Raw genomic sequence first — 16,603 nt, 5'->3', positions numbered from 1 at the left:
GTCCCTTCCGGAGGTGTACGGATGACGGCGGTACCCGCGATACCGGTGTCCGCGCCCGTGTCGTTCCCCGAGTTCGCCGGTCCCCCGGTGTGGCCCGCGTCGGCCGTGGCCCGCCCCGGCGGGGACATCGCCCTGGCGGGTGTGCCGCTGACCGGGCTCGCCGAGCGGTACGGCACGCCCGTCCGGGTACTGGACGAGGAGGAGGTACGGGGCAGGGCCAGGGCCTGGCGGCGGGCGCTGCCGGACGCCGAGGTGGTCTATGCGGCGGAGGCGTTCCTCTGCCGGGCGGTGGTGGACTGGATGGCCGATGAGGGCCTCGGTCTGGCCGTACGCTCCGCGGAAGAGCTGGAGCTGGCGGCCTCCCGCGGATTTCCCGCTGACCGGATGGTGCTGCACGGCGCCGCGAAGTCGCCGCGGGATCTGCGGACCGCGCTACGGCTCGGGGTGGGCCGGATCGTCATCGACTCGCCGTGCGAGATCGCCCGGATGGCGTCGCAGGTCCCGGGGCCTGAGCCGCAGCAGGTACTGATCCGGGTACGGCCGGGGGCCGGGGCGGAGGGGGAGTTCGGAGTATCGGCGGCGGGCGGGGAGGCGGAGGACGCCGCGGCCCGGGTGCTGGGGCAGCCCGGTCTGCACCTGGTCGGCCTCCACTGCGAGCCGGGTTCGGGGGCCGCGTCCCTGTCCCCGGAGCCGTACGCGCGGGCCGTACACCGGCTGGTGGCCCTGCTGGCACGGATCCGGGAGCGGAGCGGCGTCGCCCTGCCGGAGCTGGTCCTCGGCGGCGGCTTCGGGGCCACCCGGGCGCCGGGCGCGTACGCCCGCCGTATCCAGGGCGAACTGCTGCGGGCCTGTGCCGAGTCCGATCTCCCCGTACCGCGGATCACCGTCGAGCCGGGCCGTTCGCTGGTGGCACCGGCCGGGGTGGCGCTCCACCGGGTCCTGGCGATCGGGCGGACGCCCGGCGGCCGGACGCTGGTCGCCGTCGACGGCGGCCGGGACGACGGCCCCGGCCCGGCGCCGTCGGTCCGGATGATCGGCCGGGTGTCCTCGGCGCCGATGCGGACGGCGACCGTGGTGGGCCGTGCCGGCGGCCCGGGGGACGTACTCGCGGACGGTGTCGAACTCCCTGAGGACGTAAGGCCCGGGGATCTGCTGGCGCTCCCCGGGTCCGGGGCCTGCCGGGTACCGGCGGCGCCCGGCTGCCCCGCGGCGGGGCGCCCGCCGGTGGTCGCCGTCCGGGACGGACGGGCCAGGCTGCTGGTGCGGCGGGAGACGTACGAGGATCTGAGGGCGCGGGACATCGGCCTGTGACATCGGCCCGGGGCGGTGGCCGGACCGCCGGGCCGCGGGGCCGGTTCAGCCGCGTACCGTCCCGAAGCGGACGTCGTACGCGGCGGAGCCGGGGGCGAGCAGGGCGAGGGTCCGCTCCGCCTCCTCGGTCAGCTCCGCCCGCCGCCGCGCGGACGGTTCGCCGAACGGCTCCATCACCAGCGCCGCCGTCCCGGTCCCCGGGTCCTCGTCCAGACGCCAGATCCCGGCGAGGAAACCGTCCACGAGGAAGACCGGCCAGGAGTGGTTGCCCTTCCGGGTGAGGCCCGCGTGGCGGTCGTCGGCGACGACGCGGCGCCGGTCGGCGTGCGAGAGCAGCAGATTGTCGTACTCGGGGAGGAAGCGCGGCGGCGCCGGGGTGTCCGCGCCGGGGCGCGGCGCTTCGGGCAGGTCGAAGAGTTCGGCGCCGTACACGCTGCGGAAGGCCGCGAGACCGGGGCGGAGCCGCTCGAAGGCGTCCCGGGTCCCGGTCAGTCCCGACCAGGTCCGGAAGTCCTTCACGGAGGCGGGCCCGAAGGCCGCGAGATAGCGCAGCACGGTGTCGTCCAGGGTGGCGGGCGGTCCTGGCTCGCGCCCCAGCCAGTGGGTGACCGTCGTCAGTCTCACCTGCCCGCTCCGTCCCCAGAGTCCGCGCGGGGTGACCTGTACCAGCGGCAGGAGGCAGCGGGCGGCGACCGACAGCGACGGCGGGTCGGCGTCCGGCCAGTGGGCGAGCAGCGCGTCCCGCAGCTCCTTCATGGTCCGCGGCTCGGCCTCGACCAGCTCCCGGGCGACCGCCCCGAGCCGGTCGAGGTCGACCCCGTCGAGCCCGCCGCGGGCGCGGAACGCTCTCAGCTCACGGTCGGGGCCGCCGGTCTGGAGCAGCGGGCGGAGGGCGAGCGCGTCGTCGGCGGTGTGGGTGTGGAGGGTGGAGCGCAGGGTGACGATCCGGACGATCCTGCGGTCGGCCATCGGCTCCGACAGCTCGGCAGGGGCGAAGTCCGCGAGCCGGGCGGCGAGGGCGTAGTACGGGGGCCTGACGTTCTGTGCCTGAAGCCCGACGAGCCGGGCGACGGCCTGCTCGACGCCGGCCTCGGACCGGGGGACGCGCAGCAGCAGCAACTGCCGTGCGAGGACGGCACGGTTGAGGGCGCGGTCGTCGAGGACGGGCGCGGGCGTGGTTGCCTTCGGGGCCATGCCTGCACCGTAGCGGGCGTTGCGGACGGTTTCGGTCCGCAAGGGGTATCGGACGTCCGGCCGTGGTTGTCCTGTCGGTCACCCCGGCCGGCACTCGGACGACGGGCTGCTCGGTGCGCTGGGGGAAGAAGTACGCCCGGGGACCCGGACCTCGTGGTTCCCCTGCCCGGAGCAGACTCCGGGCGCGGCGGCCGCGGGCGGCGCCGCGACCACCGTGAGCAGGACGGACATCAGGGCCAGGACGGCGATACGGAACGAACGGATACGCACGGACCAGGGATGCGCCGCCGGAACGGCGGGCCCGCCCGTTCCGGCGGCGGCCGGACCGCGGTGGGACACGGGGATCCGGGCGGCCCGGACGGGGCGCCCGGCCCGGCCCGGCTCCCACGGCCCGGGGCGGCGCCCACCGCCACCGCGCGGAGTACGAGCGGTACGAGCGGACCGGTGCGGGCACCCGTCTCTCTTCCTGCTCCGGTCATCGGTGGTCACGGTGCCTCCTCCGCAGTTCCTGGGCACGCCGGTCCGGTCCAGGTCGCCGGATACCGGATGCCGGTGAAACCGTGACGGACCGCGGGCGCCGGAGGCGCGTCCCTGTCGTCCACAGGGTCGCCCGCGGCCGGCCGTACTGTCATTGGCATCCGGTGACACGTTTCTTGCGCCAGAGTGAACCCGACACCGGTGTACCGCGCCCCCGTACCGCCCCGGAGAGGAGCCCGCTGTGTCCTGGACGAACCCGCCCGCACCCGTGCCGCTGCCCACGGCCATGTACTCGAACGGCCACCTCGCCCCGCCGGACCGCTTCGCCCACTGGCGCGATCTGCTGAGCCGCACCCATGCGCCCATGGACCTGAGCAGCGAACGCTCGGACGACTTCCTGGCGCGTCAACGCGTCATCGGGCTGGGGGATGTGACGGTGTGGCCCGCGGCCTTCCCGCCCGTGGTCTTCCGCCGGACCCCGAAGCTCATCCGCCAGTCGGACCCGGAGAGCTACCATCTGACCCTGATGCTCCGCGGCGAGGGGGTGGCCGACTGGGGCGACCGAACGCTGCGGGCCGGTCCCGGCACCTTCCACACCAGCGACTCCTCACGCCCGGTGGAGATCCGCTCCGGGGCGGCCCGGGGCCGGATCCTGATGATCGGGGTCGAGGTGCCCAAGGCCGTACTGCCGCTGCCCCGGCGGCTCGCGGACCGCTCCGTGGGGATACCCGTACCGGACTCCCACGGCGTGGGCTCCCTGCTGTCGGGCCTCCTCCGGCAGGTCGTCCAGGACCTCCCCGAGTACCGGCTCGCCGACGGGCCGCGGCTCGGTTCGGCCGTGGCGGACCTCGTGGCCGCCGTACTGGCCCAGGGGGCGGAGCACGGCGCGGCCCTGCCCGAGCACATCAACCGGGCCACGACCGTCCTGCGGATCAGGGCCTTCATCCAGCAGAACCTGGGCGACCCCGCCCTGTCGCCGTCCGCCGTCGCCGCGGCCCACCACATCTCCACCGGCTATCTCCACCGGATCTTCCGGAACGAGGACACCACCGTCGGGTCGCTGATCCGGCGGCAGCGCCTCGAACACGCCCGCGCCGACCTCGCCGACCCCCGCTGGGCGGGTCACTCCATCGGGACCGTCGCGGCCCGCTGGTGTCTGACGGCACCCGAGTTCAGCCGGTCCTTCCGGGCGGCCTACGGCATGACGCCGGGTGAGTACCGCCGTGCGTGTACGGGGGCGGGCGCCGCGCACGAGTGAGCCCGCCGCGCGCCGGTGTCGTTCGGTGTACGGCGGGCGGGGCGCGGGCCCCGGTCCGCCCTCCGGCCGGTCGGGCACCGACCGGGCGGGGTTGTCACGCCGCGCACTCGGCCACGGCGGCCGCGGCGGCCGGACAGGCCAGGACCAGGGGCCGTTCGTCGTCCCGGCGGGCGGAGTGGGCCGCCGGTGCCGGAAGGCCTCCGCACCGGGGCCCACCGCACCGGGGTCCAACGCAAGGGGATTTTCCGCCAACTACATACCCCCTACGGGTATTTGACAGGTCGACGGCAGCGGCCTAGCCTCCCCTTATGCATACCCCACCGGGGTATCACAATGGAGGGAAGGTCGATGAGCGAAACGAATTGGCACCTCAAGGGCGAGTGGTTCGACGTCTGCAGCTGTTCGATGCCCTGTCCCTGCACCTTCGCGCAGGCTCCGACCGGCGGCACCTGCCGGTTCACGCTCGTCTGGCAGATCCACGAGGGGCACTTCGGCGAGGTGCGCCTGGACGGCCTGGGCATCGTGGCGCTCGGAGAGTTCCACGGGAACATGTGGGTGGACGACCCCGACGCCACCATGACGGCGATGTTCTACATCGACGCGAAGGGGACGCAGGAGCAGCGCGACGCGCTGGAGGAGATCTTCCGCGGCAATGTCGGCGGCTGGCCGGGCAAGTTCGGCTCGCTGATCACCGAGGTCCGTGATGTGAAGTACGCCCCGATCCGCTGGGATGCCGCGGACGACCTCGCGTACTGGCGCGCGACCGTCTCCGACCGGGTGAGCGTGGGTGCCGTCGCGCTGACCGGGCCCACCGCCGACCCGAACCGCCGGGTGCAGCTGATCAACGCCCCGGGGGCGGAGGTGGGACCGGGGCAGATCGCGACCTGGGGTGTGGTGGACGACGACCGCGCCGAGGGCTTCGACTTCTCCGCCGAGTACCGCGGCGGGTCGAGCAAGCACTTCCCGTTCGACTGGCGGCCCGAGGCGTGAACGGACCCCGCAGCCCGGAAGCCCCGCCGGCCGTCGGGTCCGGGAGGGCGGCGGTCCGGGTGACGGAGGCGTGAACCCGGCGATCTGAGAGCGGGTCTCCGGCCGCCTGCAATGCGGCCGGAGGCCCGCTCGTCCGGGGAGGTGCCCGCCCCGCCGGGGGGCGGGGCGGGCCCGGTGAAGCGGGTCCCCGGGGCTCGGTCCCCGCGCGGGTGCGGGAACGTCAGTCCTCGCCCTCCAGCTCCCCCTCCGTCTCCAGATAGACCTGGCGCAGCGCCTCAAGCACCGCCGGATCCGGCTTCTCCCACATACCGCGCGACTCCGCCTCCAGCAGCCGTTCGGCGATCCCGTGCAGGGCCCAGGGGTTGGCCTGCTGGAGGAAGTCCCGGTTGACCGGGTCCAGGACGTACTCCTCGGTGAGCTTGTCGTACATCCAGTCCGCCACGACCCCTGTGGTGGCGTCGTAGCCGAAGAGGTAGTCGACGGTGGCGGCGAGTTCGAAGGCACCCTTGTAGCCGTGGCGGCGCATCGCTTCGATCCACCGGGGGTTGACGACGCGGGCGCGGAAGACCCGGGACACCTCCTCCACCAGAGTGCGGGTGCGGACCGTCTCGGGGCGGGTCGAGTCGCCGATGTACGCCTCGGGGGCGGTGCCGCGCAGGGCGCGGACCGTGGCCACCATGCCGCCGTGGTACTGGAAGTAGTCGTCGGAGTCGGCGATGTCGTGTTCGCGGGTGTCGGTGTTCTTCGCCGCGACCGCGATCCGCCGGTACGCCGTCTCCATCTCGTCGCGGGCGGCCCTGCCGTCGAGACCGCGGCCGTAGGCGTAGCCGCCCCAGACCGTGTAGACCTCCGCGAGGTCGGCGTCGGTGCGCCAGTCCCTGGAGTCGATGAGCTGGAGCAGTCCGGCGCCGTAGGTACCGGGGCGGGAGCCGAAGATCCGGGTGGTGGCGCGGCGTTCGTCGCCGTGGCCGGCCAGATCGGCCCGGACATGGGCGCGTACGTAGTTGGCTTCGTCGGGTTCGTCGAGCCCGGCCACCAGGCGTACGGCGTCGTCGAGGAGGCCGACGGTATGCGGGAAGGCGTCGCGGAAGAAGCCGGAGATCCGCAGGGTGACGTCGATCCGGGGGCGGCCCAGTTCTTCGTACGGGACCGGTTCCAGGCCCGTGACCCGGCGCGAGGCGTCGTCCCAGACGGGGCGGACACCGAGCAGGGCGAGGGCCTCCGCGACATCGTCGCCCGCGGTGCGCATGGCGCTGGTGCCCCAGAGGGAGAGGCCGACGGAGGTGGGCCAGTCGCCGTTGTCGGCGCGGTAGCGCGCCAGGAGGGAGTCTGCGAGGGCCTGTCCGGTCTCCCAGGCCAGCCGGGAGGGGACGGCCTTGGGGTCGACCGAGTAGAAGTTGCGGCCGGTCGGCAGGGTGTTGACCAGTCCGCGCAGGGGCGAGCCCGAGGGGCCGGCGGGCACGAAGCCGCCGTTCAGGGCGTGGACGGTGTGGTCGAGTTCGGCGGTGGTGGCCGCCAGCCGGGGCACGACCTCGCGGGCGGCGAAGTCCAGGACTGCGGCGACCTGCTCGCCGTGCTCCGCCGGTACGGCCGCCGGGTCCCAGCCCGCGTCGTCCATCGCCTGGACCAGGGCGCGGGCCTGTTCCTCGGCCGCGTCGGCCGTGGTGCGGGTGGCGGCGGACTCGTCGAGGCCGAGGGCCTCGCGGAGTCCGGGCAGCGCGGTGGTGCCGCCCCAGATCTGGCGGGCGCGCAGAATGGCGAGGACCAGGTTGACCCGGTCGTTCCCGGTGGGCGCGGCGCCCAGGACATGCAGTCCGTCGCGGATCTGGGCGTCCTTGACCTCGCACAGCCAGCCGTCGACATGGAGGAGGAAATCGTCGAAGCCGTCGTCGTCGGGGCGGTTCGCCAGACCGAGGTCGTGGTCGAGCCGGGCGGCCTGGATGAGGGTCCAGATCTGGGCGCGGATGGCGGGGAGCTTCGCCGGGTCCATCGACGAGATCTGGGCGTATTCGTCGAGGAGCTGTTCCAGCCGGGCGATATCGCCGTAGGAGTCGGCGCGGGCCATCGGCGGGACGAGATGGTCGACGAGGGTGGCGTGGGCACGGCGCTTGGCCTGGGTGCCCTCGCCGGGGTCGTTGACCAGGAAGGGGTAGACCAGCGGCAGATCGCCGAGTGCGGCGTCGGGCCCGCAGGCGGCGGAGAGTCCGGCGTTCTTGCCGGGCAGCCACTCCAGATTGCCGTGCTTGCCCAGGTGGATCATGGCGTCCGCGCCGAAGCCGCCGTCGGCGGCCGGGGCGGCCATCCAGCGGTAAGCGGCCAGATAGTGGTGGGACGGCGGCAGATCGGGGTCGTGGTAGATGGCGACGGGGTTCTCGCCGAAGCCGCGCGGGGGCTGGATGACGATCAGCAGATTGCCGTAGCGCAGGGCGGCCAGGACGATATCGCCGTCGGGGTTGGCGCTGCGGTCGACGAGCATCTCGCCCGGGGCGGGGCCCCAGTGTTCCTCGACGGCCGTGCGCAGCTCTTCGGGGAGGGCGGCGAACCAGCGCCGGTAGTCGGCTGCGGGGATCCGGACCGGGTTGCGGGCGAGCTGCTCCTCGGTCAGCCAGTCCTGGTCGTGGCCGCCGGCCTCGATGAGCGCGCGGATCAGTTCGTCGCCGTCGCCGGAGGCGAGTCCGGGGATCTCGGCGCCGCCGAAGTCGTAGCCCTCGTCGCGGAGCCGGCGCAGCAGGGCGACGGCGCTGGCGGGGGTGTCGAGGCCGACGGCGTTCCCGATCCGGGAGTGCTTGGTGGGATACGCGGAGAGGACGAGCGCGATCCGCTTGTCTGCTGCGGGGATATGGCGGAGGCGGGCGTGGCGGACGGCGATCCCGGCGACGCGGGCGGCGCGCTCGGGGTCGGCGACGTACACCGGGAGGCCGTCGGCGTCGATCTCCTTGAAGGAGAAGGGGACCGTGATCAGCCGGCCGTCGAATTCGGGGACGGCTATCTGGCTGGCGGCGTCGAGCGGGGAGACGCCTTCGTCGTTCTCCTCCCAGACCGAGCGGGAGCCGGTGAGGCAGAGGGCCTGGAGGACGGGCACGTCGAGGGAGGTCAGGGGGCCCGCGTCCCAGGATTCGTCGTCGCCGCCCGCGGAGGCTTCGGCGGGCCGGGTGCCGCCTGCCGCCAGGACGGTGGTGACGACGGCGTCGGCGGCCCGCAGCGCGTCGATCAGCTCGGATTCGGGGGCCCGGAGGGAGGCCACGTACAGCGGCAGCGGGCGGCCGCCCGCCTCCTCGACGGCATCGCAGAGGGCGTGGACGAAGCCGGTGTTGCCGCTCATGTGGTGGGCGCGGTAGTAGAGCACCGCGATCACCGGTCCGGCACTGCCCGGCCGGGGGGCGCGCTCCAGGGGCCCCCAGGTGGGGGCGGAAGCGGGGGCGTCGAAGCCGTGGCCGGTGAGGAGCACGGTGTCGGAGAGGAAGCGGGCGAGGTGCTCCAGATTCGCCGGGCCGCCGTGGGCGAGATAGGCGTGGGCCTCGGCGGCGATGCCGACGGGGACGGTGGAGGCGGCCATCAGCGAGGCGTCGGGGGCCTGTTCGCCGGAGAGGACCACGACCGGGCGGGCGGCGCCGGAGGCGTCCGGGGCGAGCAGCAGGTCCAAGCCGTCCTGCCAGGCGCGCAGCCCGCCGAGGAGGCGTACGACGACGAGGTCGGCGCCGTCGAGGAGGGCCGGGAGGTCGTCCAGCGGGAGCCTGGAGGGGTTGGCGTACCGGTACGGCACCGGACCGCCCGCCGCCCGCGCACTGAGCAGGTCGGTGTCGGACGTCGACAGGAGCAGGATCATGCGGCGCCTGGCCTTCCTCGGGGTCCGCGCCCCGGGCGGTAGTCGGACGGCGGGAGTTCCTGGCTCACCCGGCCCCTGGGGGCGGGCTCACAGTGGCGGGACCGCGCCGGAATCGCACCGGGCTTCCTCCCCTGTCGCCGTCGCGGCGATGGCGGACCGGATGGTCCGCCGAGGAGCATAGTAAGGGCCACGGCCGAACAGGGTGGAGGGTGCATCCGGTGTGATGGTCGGTATGCTCGCCGCCATGTCCACGGCCCCCTTCCCTCCGTCGTCCCAGGCCACAGCGGTCTCACGGGACCGGGGCGACGTCTGCCCGGGGACCCTGAGGCTCCACGAGGCGGACGACGGGGCGCTGGCCCGGGTCCGGGTGCCGGGCGGTGTGCTCACCGCCGTCCAGGCCGGGGCGCTGCTGGACGCGGCGCGGCGGCTGGGCGACGGTGCGCTGCATCTGACCTCGCGGGGCAATGTGCAGTTGCGGGGGCTGCGCGGCGGCTGCGGCGCGGAGCTGGCGGCCGTACTGGACGCCGCCGGGCTGCTGCCGTCGCCGCAGCACGAGCGGGTCCGCAATATCGTCGCCTCGCCGCTGTCCGGTCTGGACGGCCGGGGCGTACGGGACGTACGGCCCTGGCTGACGGCCCTGGACGCGGCGGTGTGCGCGAGCCCGGCGGCGCGGGCGCTGTCGGGCCGGTTCCTGTTCGCGCTCGACGACGGGCGCGGGGACACGGCGGCGCTGGGCGCCGATGTGACGGTACGGGCGGTGGCCGGGGACGCCGGGGCGGCGCTGCTCGCCGCGGGCGGGGCGGACGAGGCGCTGCGGATCGCGGGGCACGAGGCGCCGCGCGCGGCACTGCTCACTGCAGAAGCGTTCCTTCAGTGGGTACGGGAGTCCGGGGACCGGGTCTGGCGCATCGCCGAACTCGGCCTTGAGCCGGGTGCGTTGCTGCGGCGGATCCGCGGCACCCTGGCGGACCACGGCATCGGCGCCGTACCCGGACCGCTGCCCCGCGACCCGTACCGCACCGGGGCACCCGTCCCCGGGATCGCCGGGTCCGCGCTCTGCGTCCAGGCCCCCCTCGGTCTGCTGACGGCCGGGCAGTGGCAGGAGGCCACGGAGATCGCCGCCGCCACCTCCGCGGGCGAGATCCGGCTGACCCCGTGGCGCGGGCTCGTCGTCCCCGTCCCGGGGCTGGGCCCGGCGGAGGCGTCGGCCGCGCTCGCCCGGCTCGCCCGTACCGGTCTCGCCACCGGCCCGGACTCGCCCTGGCTGCGGACCGGCGCCTGTATCGGCGCCCCGGGCTGCGCCAAGTCGCGGTCCGACGTACGGGCGGACGCGGTCCGCGGTCTGGCCGCCGCCGGCCGCTCCCCCCTGCCGCTGTACTGGTCCGGCTGCGAACGCCGCTGCGGGCGCCCGCCGGGAGACCGGATCGATCTGGTCGCCGTCCCCGAAGGCGGCTACCGGGTCACCGGGAGCACCGCGGGACTTCCGCCGCGCACCGCCGTCCTGGCCGACCCCGGCCGGCTCGCCGCCGTCCTGGCGGCGATCACCCCATGAGCCGTACGACAGCCGTACTGCGACCATCTGCGAACACGACCGAGAGCAGCGAGAAGAACACCGTGACCAGCTACGACTACGAGAAGGACGGGGCGGAGATCTACCGCCGGTCCTTCGCCACCATTCGCGCGGAGACGGACCTCGCGGCCCTGCCCGCCGACGTCGGCCGGGTGGCGGTCCGGATGATCCACGCCTGCGGCATGGTCGACCTGGTGCGCGACCTCGCCCACTCCCCCGGGGTGGTCGCCCGCGCCCGGGAGGCCCTGCACGCGGGTGCGCCGATCTTCTGCGATGTGCAGATGGTCGCCAGCGGGGTGACCCGCAAGCGGCTGCCCGCGGACAACGACGTCCTGTGCACCCTCGGCGATCCGGCCGTACCCGCCCTGGCGGCGCAGCTCGGCACCACCCGCAGCGCCGCCGCCATGGAGCTGTGGCGCGACCGGCTGGAGGGCTCCGTGGTCGCCGTCGGCAATGCGCCGACCGCCCTGTTCCGTCTGCTGGAGATGATCGACGAGGGCGCGCCCCGTCCGGCCGCCGTCATCGGCGTGCCCGTCGGCTTCATCGGCGCGGCCGAGTCCAAGGACGCCCTGGCCGCCCATCCGTCCGGTCTGGAGCATCTGGTCGTCCGGGGCCGCCGCGGTGGCAGCGCGATGGCCGCCGCCGCGCTGAACGCGATCGCGAGTGAGGACGAATGAGCGGCAAGCTGTACGGGGTGGGGCTGGGCCCCGGCGATCCGTCCCTGATGACCGTCCGGGCCGTACAGGCCATCGCGGAGGCGCAGGTGATCGCCTATCACAGCGCCCGGCACGGCCGGTCCATCGCCCGTTCCATCGCGGCGGAGCACATCCGGGCCGACCAGGTCGAGGAGGCCCTGGTCTATCCGCTGACCACCGAGACCACGGACCATCCCGGCGGCTACCGGGGTGCGATGGAGGACTTCTACGCCGAGGCGTCGGCCCGGCTCGCGGAGCATCTGGACGCGGGCCGTACGGTCGCGGTGCTCGCGGAGGGCGATCCGCTGTTCTACGGCTCCTATATGCATATGCACAAGCGGCTGGCGGACCGCTACGAGACCGAGGTGATCCCCGGGGTGACCTCGGTAGCGGCGGCGGCGGCCCGGCTGGGCACCCCGCTCGCGGAGGCCGAGGAGGTGCTGACGATCCTGCCGGGCACCCTGCCCGAGGAGGAGCTGACGGCCCGTCTGGCCGCCACCGACGCGGCCGTGGTGATGAAGCTGGGGCGGACCTTCCCCAAGGTCCGCCGGGCCCTGGAGAAGTCGGGACGGCTGCCCGAGGCCCGGTACGCGGAGCGGGTCACCATGGCCGGGGAGCGGCTGGCCGCCCTCTCCGAGGTGGCGGAGGATTCGGTGCCGTACTTCTCGGTGGCGGTCGTGCCGAGCCGGATCGGCACCGGGGCGGCCGAACGGGAACCGGAGGGGCCCGGCGAGGTCGTCGTGGTCGGCACCGGTCCGGCGGGCCCGCTCTGGCTGACACCGGAGAGCCGCGGCGCCCTCGCCGCGGCCGACGATCTGGTCGGCTACACCACCTATCTGGACCGGGTGCCGGTCCGCCCCGGCCAGCGGCGCCACGGCTCGGACAACCGGGTCGAGGCGGAGCGCGCGGAGTTCGCGCTGCAACTGGCCCGGCAGGGAAGGCGGGTGGCCGTCGTCTCCGGCGGCGACCCCGGGGTCTTCGCGATGGCCACGGCGGTGCTGGAGGCGGCGTCCGCCGAGGAGTACACCGGGGTGCCGGTACGGGTACTGCCCGGGGTGACCGCCGCCAATGCCGCGGCCGCCCGGGCGGGCGCCCCCCTGGGCCACGACTATGCGACGGTCTCCCTCTCGGACCGGCTCAAGCCCTGGGAGGTCATCGCCGGCCGACTGCGCGCGGCAGCCGCCGCGGATCTGGTGCTGGCGCTGTACAACCCCGGTTCCCGGAGCCGGACCTGGCAGGTCGGCAAGGCACGGGAACTGCTTCTGGAGCACCGGGCCCCGGACACTCCGGTCGTCGTCGCCCGGGACGTGGGCGGCGCGGGCGAGCGGGTGCGGATCGTGAGGCTGGCGGATCTGGACCCGGCCGAGGTCGATATGCGGACGATCCTGCTGGTCGGGTCCTCCCAGACGCAGGTGGTACGGCGCGGCGACGGCGAGGAAGTCGTGTGGACGCCGCGCCGGTATCCGGAGGAGTAGCCGGAGGTCCGGGGCGGCGGCCCCGGGCTTCCGGGCCGGTTCCGGGGGAGTCCTGGCTGCGGTGCCGGGGCGTGCCTGCGCGGCCCTCAGGCTCCGCGCGGCCGGGCGGTGCGGAAGCACGGCCGGGCCGGGCGGACCTCCGGGAGGTGCGGATACGGAGCACGGCCCGCCGGTTGCTGCGGACAGCGCCCAGCGGTCGGCCCGCGCGCGCCGGAGCGGACCCGTAGGGAAGTCCCGCGCCTTCACCGCCGGTGCGGGCGCGGGCGGGCCGGGACCGGTGGCGTACCGGCCGGGCCGGGGTGCCGTCCGGGTCCGCCACGGCCGGGCGTGCGTACCCCAGAAGCTCTGGATACGACGGCACCGCCCGCCGGTTGGTGCGGGCAGCAGCCCCGCCGCCCCGTCCCGGGCCGGACCCGCGGTGAAGCCCCGTCCTCCGGCCGGTCAGTGACCCGGCCCGCCGGGGCGGCGCGGTCGGCGCCCGTACTCCTCCGCGATCCACCGGGCCGCCTCCTCCGGCCCGGCCACCACCGGCACCGCTCCGGGCACCGGGGGTCTGCGGACCACCACGACCGGCAGCCCGGCCTCCCGCGCGGCCGTCAGCTTGGGCGCGGTGGCCGCTCCCCCGCTGTCCTTGGTGACCACCACGTCGATCCGGTGGCGGCGCAGCACGTCCCGCTCCCCGTCGAGGGTGAACGGGCCCCGGTCGAGCAGTACGGCCGAGCACGGCGGCCGCGGCCCTTCGGGCGGGTCGACCGAGCGGACGAGGAACCACAGGCCGTCGAGGCCGGTGAAGGCCGCGAGACCGGTACGGCCGGTGGTGAGGAAGATACGGCTGCCGAGGCCGGGCAGCAGCGCCGCGGCCTCCTCCAGGGACCCCGCCTCGTGCCAGTCGTCGCCGTCGCCCGCCGTCCAGCCGGGGCGGCGCAGGGCGAGCAGCGGCACCCGGGCACCGGCGGCGGCGCGGGCGGCGTTGAAGCTGATGGTCCCGGCGAAGGGGTGCGTGGCGTCGACGAGGGCGTCCACCGCGTGGGTACGGAGCCAGTCGGCGAGCCCGTCGGCTCCGCCGAAACCGCCGATCCGCACCGCGCCGGGCGGCAGCCGGGGCGCGGCCACCCGCCCGGCCAGGGAGTTCGTCACGCGCAGACCGGGCGGACGGTGGGTCTGCGCCAGCAGTTCGGCCAGGGTGCGGGCCTCGGTGGTGCCGCCCAGGATCAGTACGTGCACGGCAGACCCGTTCCCGGCACTCCGGTCTCCCTCAGCAACTGTGCCGTTCCCGCTCCGGCGAGTAGAGGTGGCTGTCGCGGAACTGCTCCGCGCCCAGCGTCCGGCCCACCATGATCACGGCCGTCCGCAGCACCCCCGCTTCCTTCACCTTCCCGGCGATCTCGTCGAGCGTGCCGCGGATGATCAGCTCGTCGGGCCGGGAGGCGTAGGCGACCACGGCGGCCGGGCAGTCGGCTCCGTAGTGCGGCAGCAGCTCCGCCACCACCCGGTCCGCGTACCGCGCGGCCAGATGCAGCACGATCAGGGCGCCGCTGCGGCCGAGGGTGGCGAGGTCCTCGCCCTCCGGCATGGGCGTGGCCCGCTGGGAGATGCGGGTGAGGACGACGGTCTGGCCGACCGTCGGGACCGTCAGCTCGCGCTTCAGCGCCGCCGCGGCGGCGGCGAAGGCCGGAACGCCGGGCACGACCTCGTACGGGATGCCCGCCGCGTCCAGCCGCCGCATCTGCTCGGCGACCGCGCTGAACACGGACGGGTCCCCGGAGTGCAGCCGGGCCACGTCGTGCCCCGCCTCGTGGGCGCGGACGAACTCGGCGGTGATCGCGTCCAGGTCGAGCTGCGCGGTGTCCACCAGTCGGGCGTCCGGCGGGCATTCGGCCAGCAGTTCGCGGGGCACCAGGCTTCCCGCGTACAGACAGACCTGGCAGGCGGCGAGCGTCCGGGCACCGCGCACCGTGATCAGATCGGCGGCGCCGGGCCCGGCGCCGATGAAGTACACGGTCATATCTCTGCTCCTGCCGTTCCTGCCGGTCCTGCGGTGACCGCCGGGTCCGGTGCCGCTTCCGTACTGCCGGTGCTGCCTGTGCTGCCTGTCGCCCCGGGCTCGGCGGAGGCCCCGAAGCCGCGGGGGAACCCGGCCCCTTCGGGGGTGCTCGACGTCTTCTCCACCGCCCACTGGGTCACCGGCATCGCCTGCCGCCAGCCGGTGAAACCGCCCACGGGCACCGCGCGAGCCGTCGCCAGCCGCACCAGTTCACCGCCGTGGCGGCGGTGGGCGGCGGCCAGCAGCGCCTCGGACTCCAGGGTCACCGTGTTGGCCACCAGCCGTCCGCCGGGCGGCAGCGCCTCCCAGCAGGCGTCCAGCAGTCCGGGGGCGGTGAGGCCGCCGCCGATGAACACCGCGTCCGGCCGGGGCAGTCCGGCGAGGGCGCCGGGCGCGGCGCCGGTCACCACCCGCAGCCCGGGGACGCCCAGCCGCTCGGCGTTGCGGACGATGCGTTCGGCCCGTACCGGATCGCGTTCGACGGAGACCGCCCGGCAGGACGGATGGGTCCGCAGCCATTCCACGGCGATGGAGCCGGAGCCGCCGCCGACGTCCCAGAGGAGTTCGCCGGGGGCCGGTGCCAGCACGCCGAGGGTGACGGCCCGCACATGCCGCTTGGTGAGCTGGCCGTCGTGTTCGTACGCCGCGTCCGGCAGGCCGGGGACCGCGCCGAGGCGCAGGGCGCCCGGGGCGCGGCGGCATTCGACGGCGACGATGTTCAGCGGGTCGCCCGGCGGGGCCGCGTCGGGCCAGCCGTCGGCGGTCACCGCTCCGGTCGTCCGCTCCCCGGGGCCGCCGAGGCGTTCCAGGACCCGTACCGGGCTGGGCCCGAAACCGCGGTCCCGCAGCAGGGCGGCGACCTCCCCGGGGGTGGCGGCGCCCGCGCTCAGCACCAGCAGCCGGCGGCCGTGGTGCAGGGCGGCCGCGATCCGGGCCGTGGGGCGGCCCACGACCGTGACGACCTCGACGTCCTCGGCGGGCCAGCCGAGACGGGCGCAGGCGTACGAGACGGAGGAAGGGTGCGGCAGGATCCGGGCGGCTCCGGCGCCCAGTACCTCGGTGACAGCGCGTCCGATGCCGTAGAACATGGGGTCGCCGCTGGCCAGTACGGCGATCCGGCGGCCGGAGTGGGCGGCGAGCAGCCGGGGTACGGCGGGCCGGAGCGGTGACGGCCAGGGGATCCGCTGCCCGGCGCACTCCGGCGGCAGCAGCCCGAGCTGACGCGGACCGCCGATGAGGACCTCCGCATCGAGGAGTTCCGCCTGGTGGGCGCCGGGGACACCGTCCCAGCCGTCGGCGCCGATGCCGACGACGGTCACCGCCGCGGCCGTGACGGCGGCGTCGGCCGATGAGGGTGGGGCGGGGGTCACTGCGCGGCACCTCGGAGTCCGTAAGGGCATCGGGGACGCACTCTACGGGGCTCCGACCTGCGGGATACCGCTCGGGGTACGGGATCCCGGGCCTCCGGGCCGGGTCCGCCGGATGCCGCCCGGCCCGCGACGCCGGGCCCGCGCTCTCCCGCGGTGCCCTTCGGGCCCCGGGTGGAGGTACGCCCCCTGGGCTGCCGCCGCGTGGTACGGCCCGAAGAGGCAGCCCCCGGGTGCGGGGGGCCGCGAGGGTGCTTTCTCCATTTTCCCCTTGGCCCAAAGCCCCCCGGGGTACGGGGGATCCGCACCGCCTTTCGCCGGCCCCCGGGCAAGCAGCCGAGCGGGGCGCGCCTTCCGCCGAGCCGCAGGACCGGGAATCCGCGGGCGCCGCCCCTC

12 protein-coding genes and 1 riboswitch are annotated in these 16,603 nt (G+C 75.2%); of the genes, 6 read left to right on the top strand and 6 right to left on the bottom strand.

Annotated features, from left to right (window positions below; all coding sequences use genetic code 11):
- The first annotated feature begins 21 nt into the window (after nt 1-21).
- The gene (locus ACIQ9E_RS02100) at nt 22-1,311 is read left to right on the top strand and encodes a diaminopimelate decarboxylase family protein (RefSeq protein WP_403700496.1); all 1,290 of its coding nucleotides are present in this window, start codon (nt 22-24) and stop codon (nt 1,309-1,311) included.
- Nucleotides 1,312-1,356: 45 nt separating this feature from the next.
- On the opposite strand, the gene ACIQ9E_RS02095 is transcribed toward ACIQ9E_RS02100, so the two are convergent.
- Both ACIQ9E_RS02095 and ACIQ9E_RS02090 read right to left on the bottom strand, forming a co-directional pair.
- A complete protein-coding gene (locus tag ACIQ9E_RS02095) occupies nt 1,357-2,505 on the bottom strand; it encodes a winged helix DNA-binding domain-containing protein (RefSeq protein ID WP_403700493.1) in 1,149 nt (382 codons plus the stop codon).
- Between the two features lie 78 nt (nt 2,506-2,583).
- Entirely contained in the window at nt 2,584-2,775 is a 192-nt protein-coding gene (locus ACIQ9E_RS02090) for a hypothetical protein (RefSeq protein ID WP_403700490.1), read from the bottom strand.
- 448 nt (nt 2,776-3,223) lie between these two features.
- Here ACIQ9E_RS02090 and ACIQ9E_RS02085 point away from each other — a divergent pair, with 448 nt between their 5' ends.
- Both ACIQ9E_RS02085 and ACIQ9E_RS02080 read left to right on the top strand, forming a co-directional pair.
- Complete coding sequence (locus ACIQ9E_RS02085; RefSeq protein WP_403700488.1) at nt 3,224-4,240, top strand: helix-turn-helix domain-containing protein; 1,017 nt, start codon at nt 3,224-3,226, stop codon at nt 4,238-4,240.
- A 348-nt stretch (nt 4,241-4,588) separates the two neighbouring features.
- Entirely contained in the window at nt 4,589-5,230 is a 642-nt protein-coding gene (locus tag ACIQ9E_RS02080; protein WP_403700485.1) for a DUF1326 domain-containing protein, read from the top strand.
- A gap of 220 nt (nt 5,231-5,450) precedes the next feature.
- Here the strand turns inward: ACIQ9E_RS02080 and cobN are convergent, their stop codons facing one another.
- Complete coding sequence (gene cobN / locus ACIQ9E_RS02075; protein ID WP_403700482.1) at nt 5,451-9,056, bottom strand: cobaltochelatase subunit CobN; 3,606 nt, start codon at nt 9,054-9,056, stop codon at nt 5,451-5,453.
- Nucleotides 9,057-9,109: 53 nt separating this feature from the next.
- Nucleotides 9,110-9,185, bottom strand: a riboswitch (cobalamin riboswitch).
- A 103-nt stretch (nt 9,186-9,288) separates the two neighbouring features.
- Between cobN and cobG the strand changes: the two genes are divergently transcribed.
- The 3 genes from cobG to ACIQ9E_RS02060 all read left to right on the top strand — a co-directional run bounded on the left by cobG (nt 9,289) and on the right by ACIQ9E_RS02060 (nt 12,796).
- Nucleotides 9,289-10,608, top strand: a complete 1,320-nt coding sequence (cobG, locus tag ACIQ9E_RS02070) for a precorrin-3B synthase (RefSeq protein WP_403701301.1) — start codon at nt 9,289-9,291, stop codon at nt 10,606-10,608.
- 62 nt (nt 10,609-10,670) lie between these two features.
- Nucleotides 10,671-11,303: a precorrin-8X methylmutase gene (locus tag ACIQ9E_RS02065; RefSeq protein ID WP_403701298.1), complete on the top strand. Its 633-nt coding sequence runs from the start codon at nt 10,671-10,673 to the stop codon at nt 11,301-11,303.
- Nucleotides 11,300-12,796 carry a precorrin-2 C(20)-methyltransferase gene (locus tag ACIQ9E_RS02060; protein ID WP_403700479.1) on the top strand — a complete coding sequence of 499 codons (1,497 nt, stop codon included), beginning with the start codon at nt 11,300-11,302 and terminating at the stop codon, nt 12,794-12,796. The genes ACIQ9E_RS02065 and ACIQ9E_RS02060 overlap by 4 nt, the downstream gene beginning before the upstream one ends.
- Before the next feature lie 441 nt (nt 12,797-13,237).
- On the opposite strand, the gene ACIQ9E_RS02055 is transcribed toward ACIQ9E_RS02060, so the two are convergent.
- From ACIQ9E_RS02055 to cbiE, 3 genes are read right to left on the bottom strand one after another with little or no spacing between them, the layout of a single operon-like run.
- On the bottom strand, nt 13,238-14,020 hold the full coding sequence (locus tag ACIQ9E_RS02055) for a cobalt-precorrin-6A reductase (protein ID WP_403700477.1): 783 nt from the start codon (nt 14,018-14,020) through the stop codon (nt 13,238-13,240).
- 31 nt (nt 14,021-14,051) lie between these two features.
- A complete protein-coding gene (cobM, locus tag ACIQ9E_RS02050) occupies nt 14,052-14,801 on the bottom strand; it encodes a precorrin-4 C(11)-methyltransferase (protein ID WP_403700473.1) in 750 nt (249 codons plus the stop codon).
- On the bottom strand, nt 14,798-16,210 hold the full coding sequence (cbiE, locus tag ACIQ9E_RS02045) for a precorrin-6y C5,15-methyltransferase (decarboxylating) subunit CbiE (protein WP_403700470.1): 1,413 nt from the start codon (nt 16,208-16,210) through the stop codon (nt 14,798-14,800). Before cbiE ends, cobM begins: the two co-directional genes overlap by 4 nt.
- Nucleotides 16,211-16,603: the final 393 nt, after the last annotated feature.

This window comes from Streptomyces sp. NPDC094448 (genome assembly GCF_044763775.1).
Classification (GTDB): Bacteria; Actinomycetota; Actinomycetes; order Streptomycetales; family Streptomycetaceae; genus Streptomyces.
The sequence above is the reverse complement of the archived record's forward strand: the minus strand, read 5'-3'. Positions and strand labels throughout refer to the sequence as shown.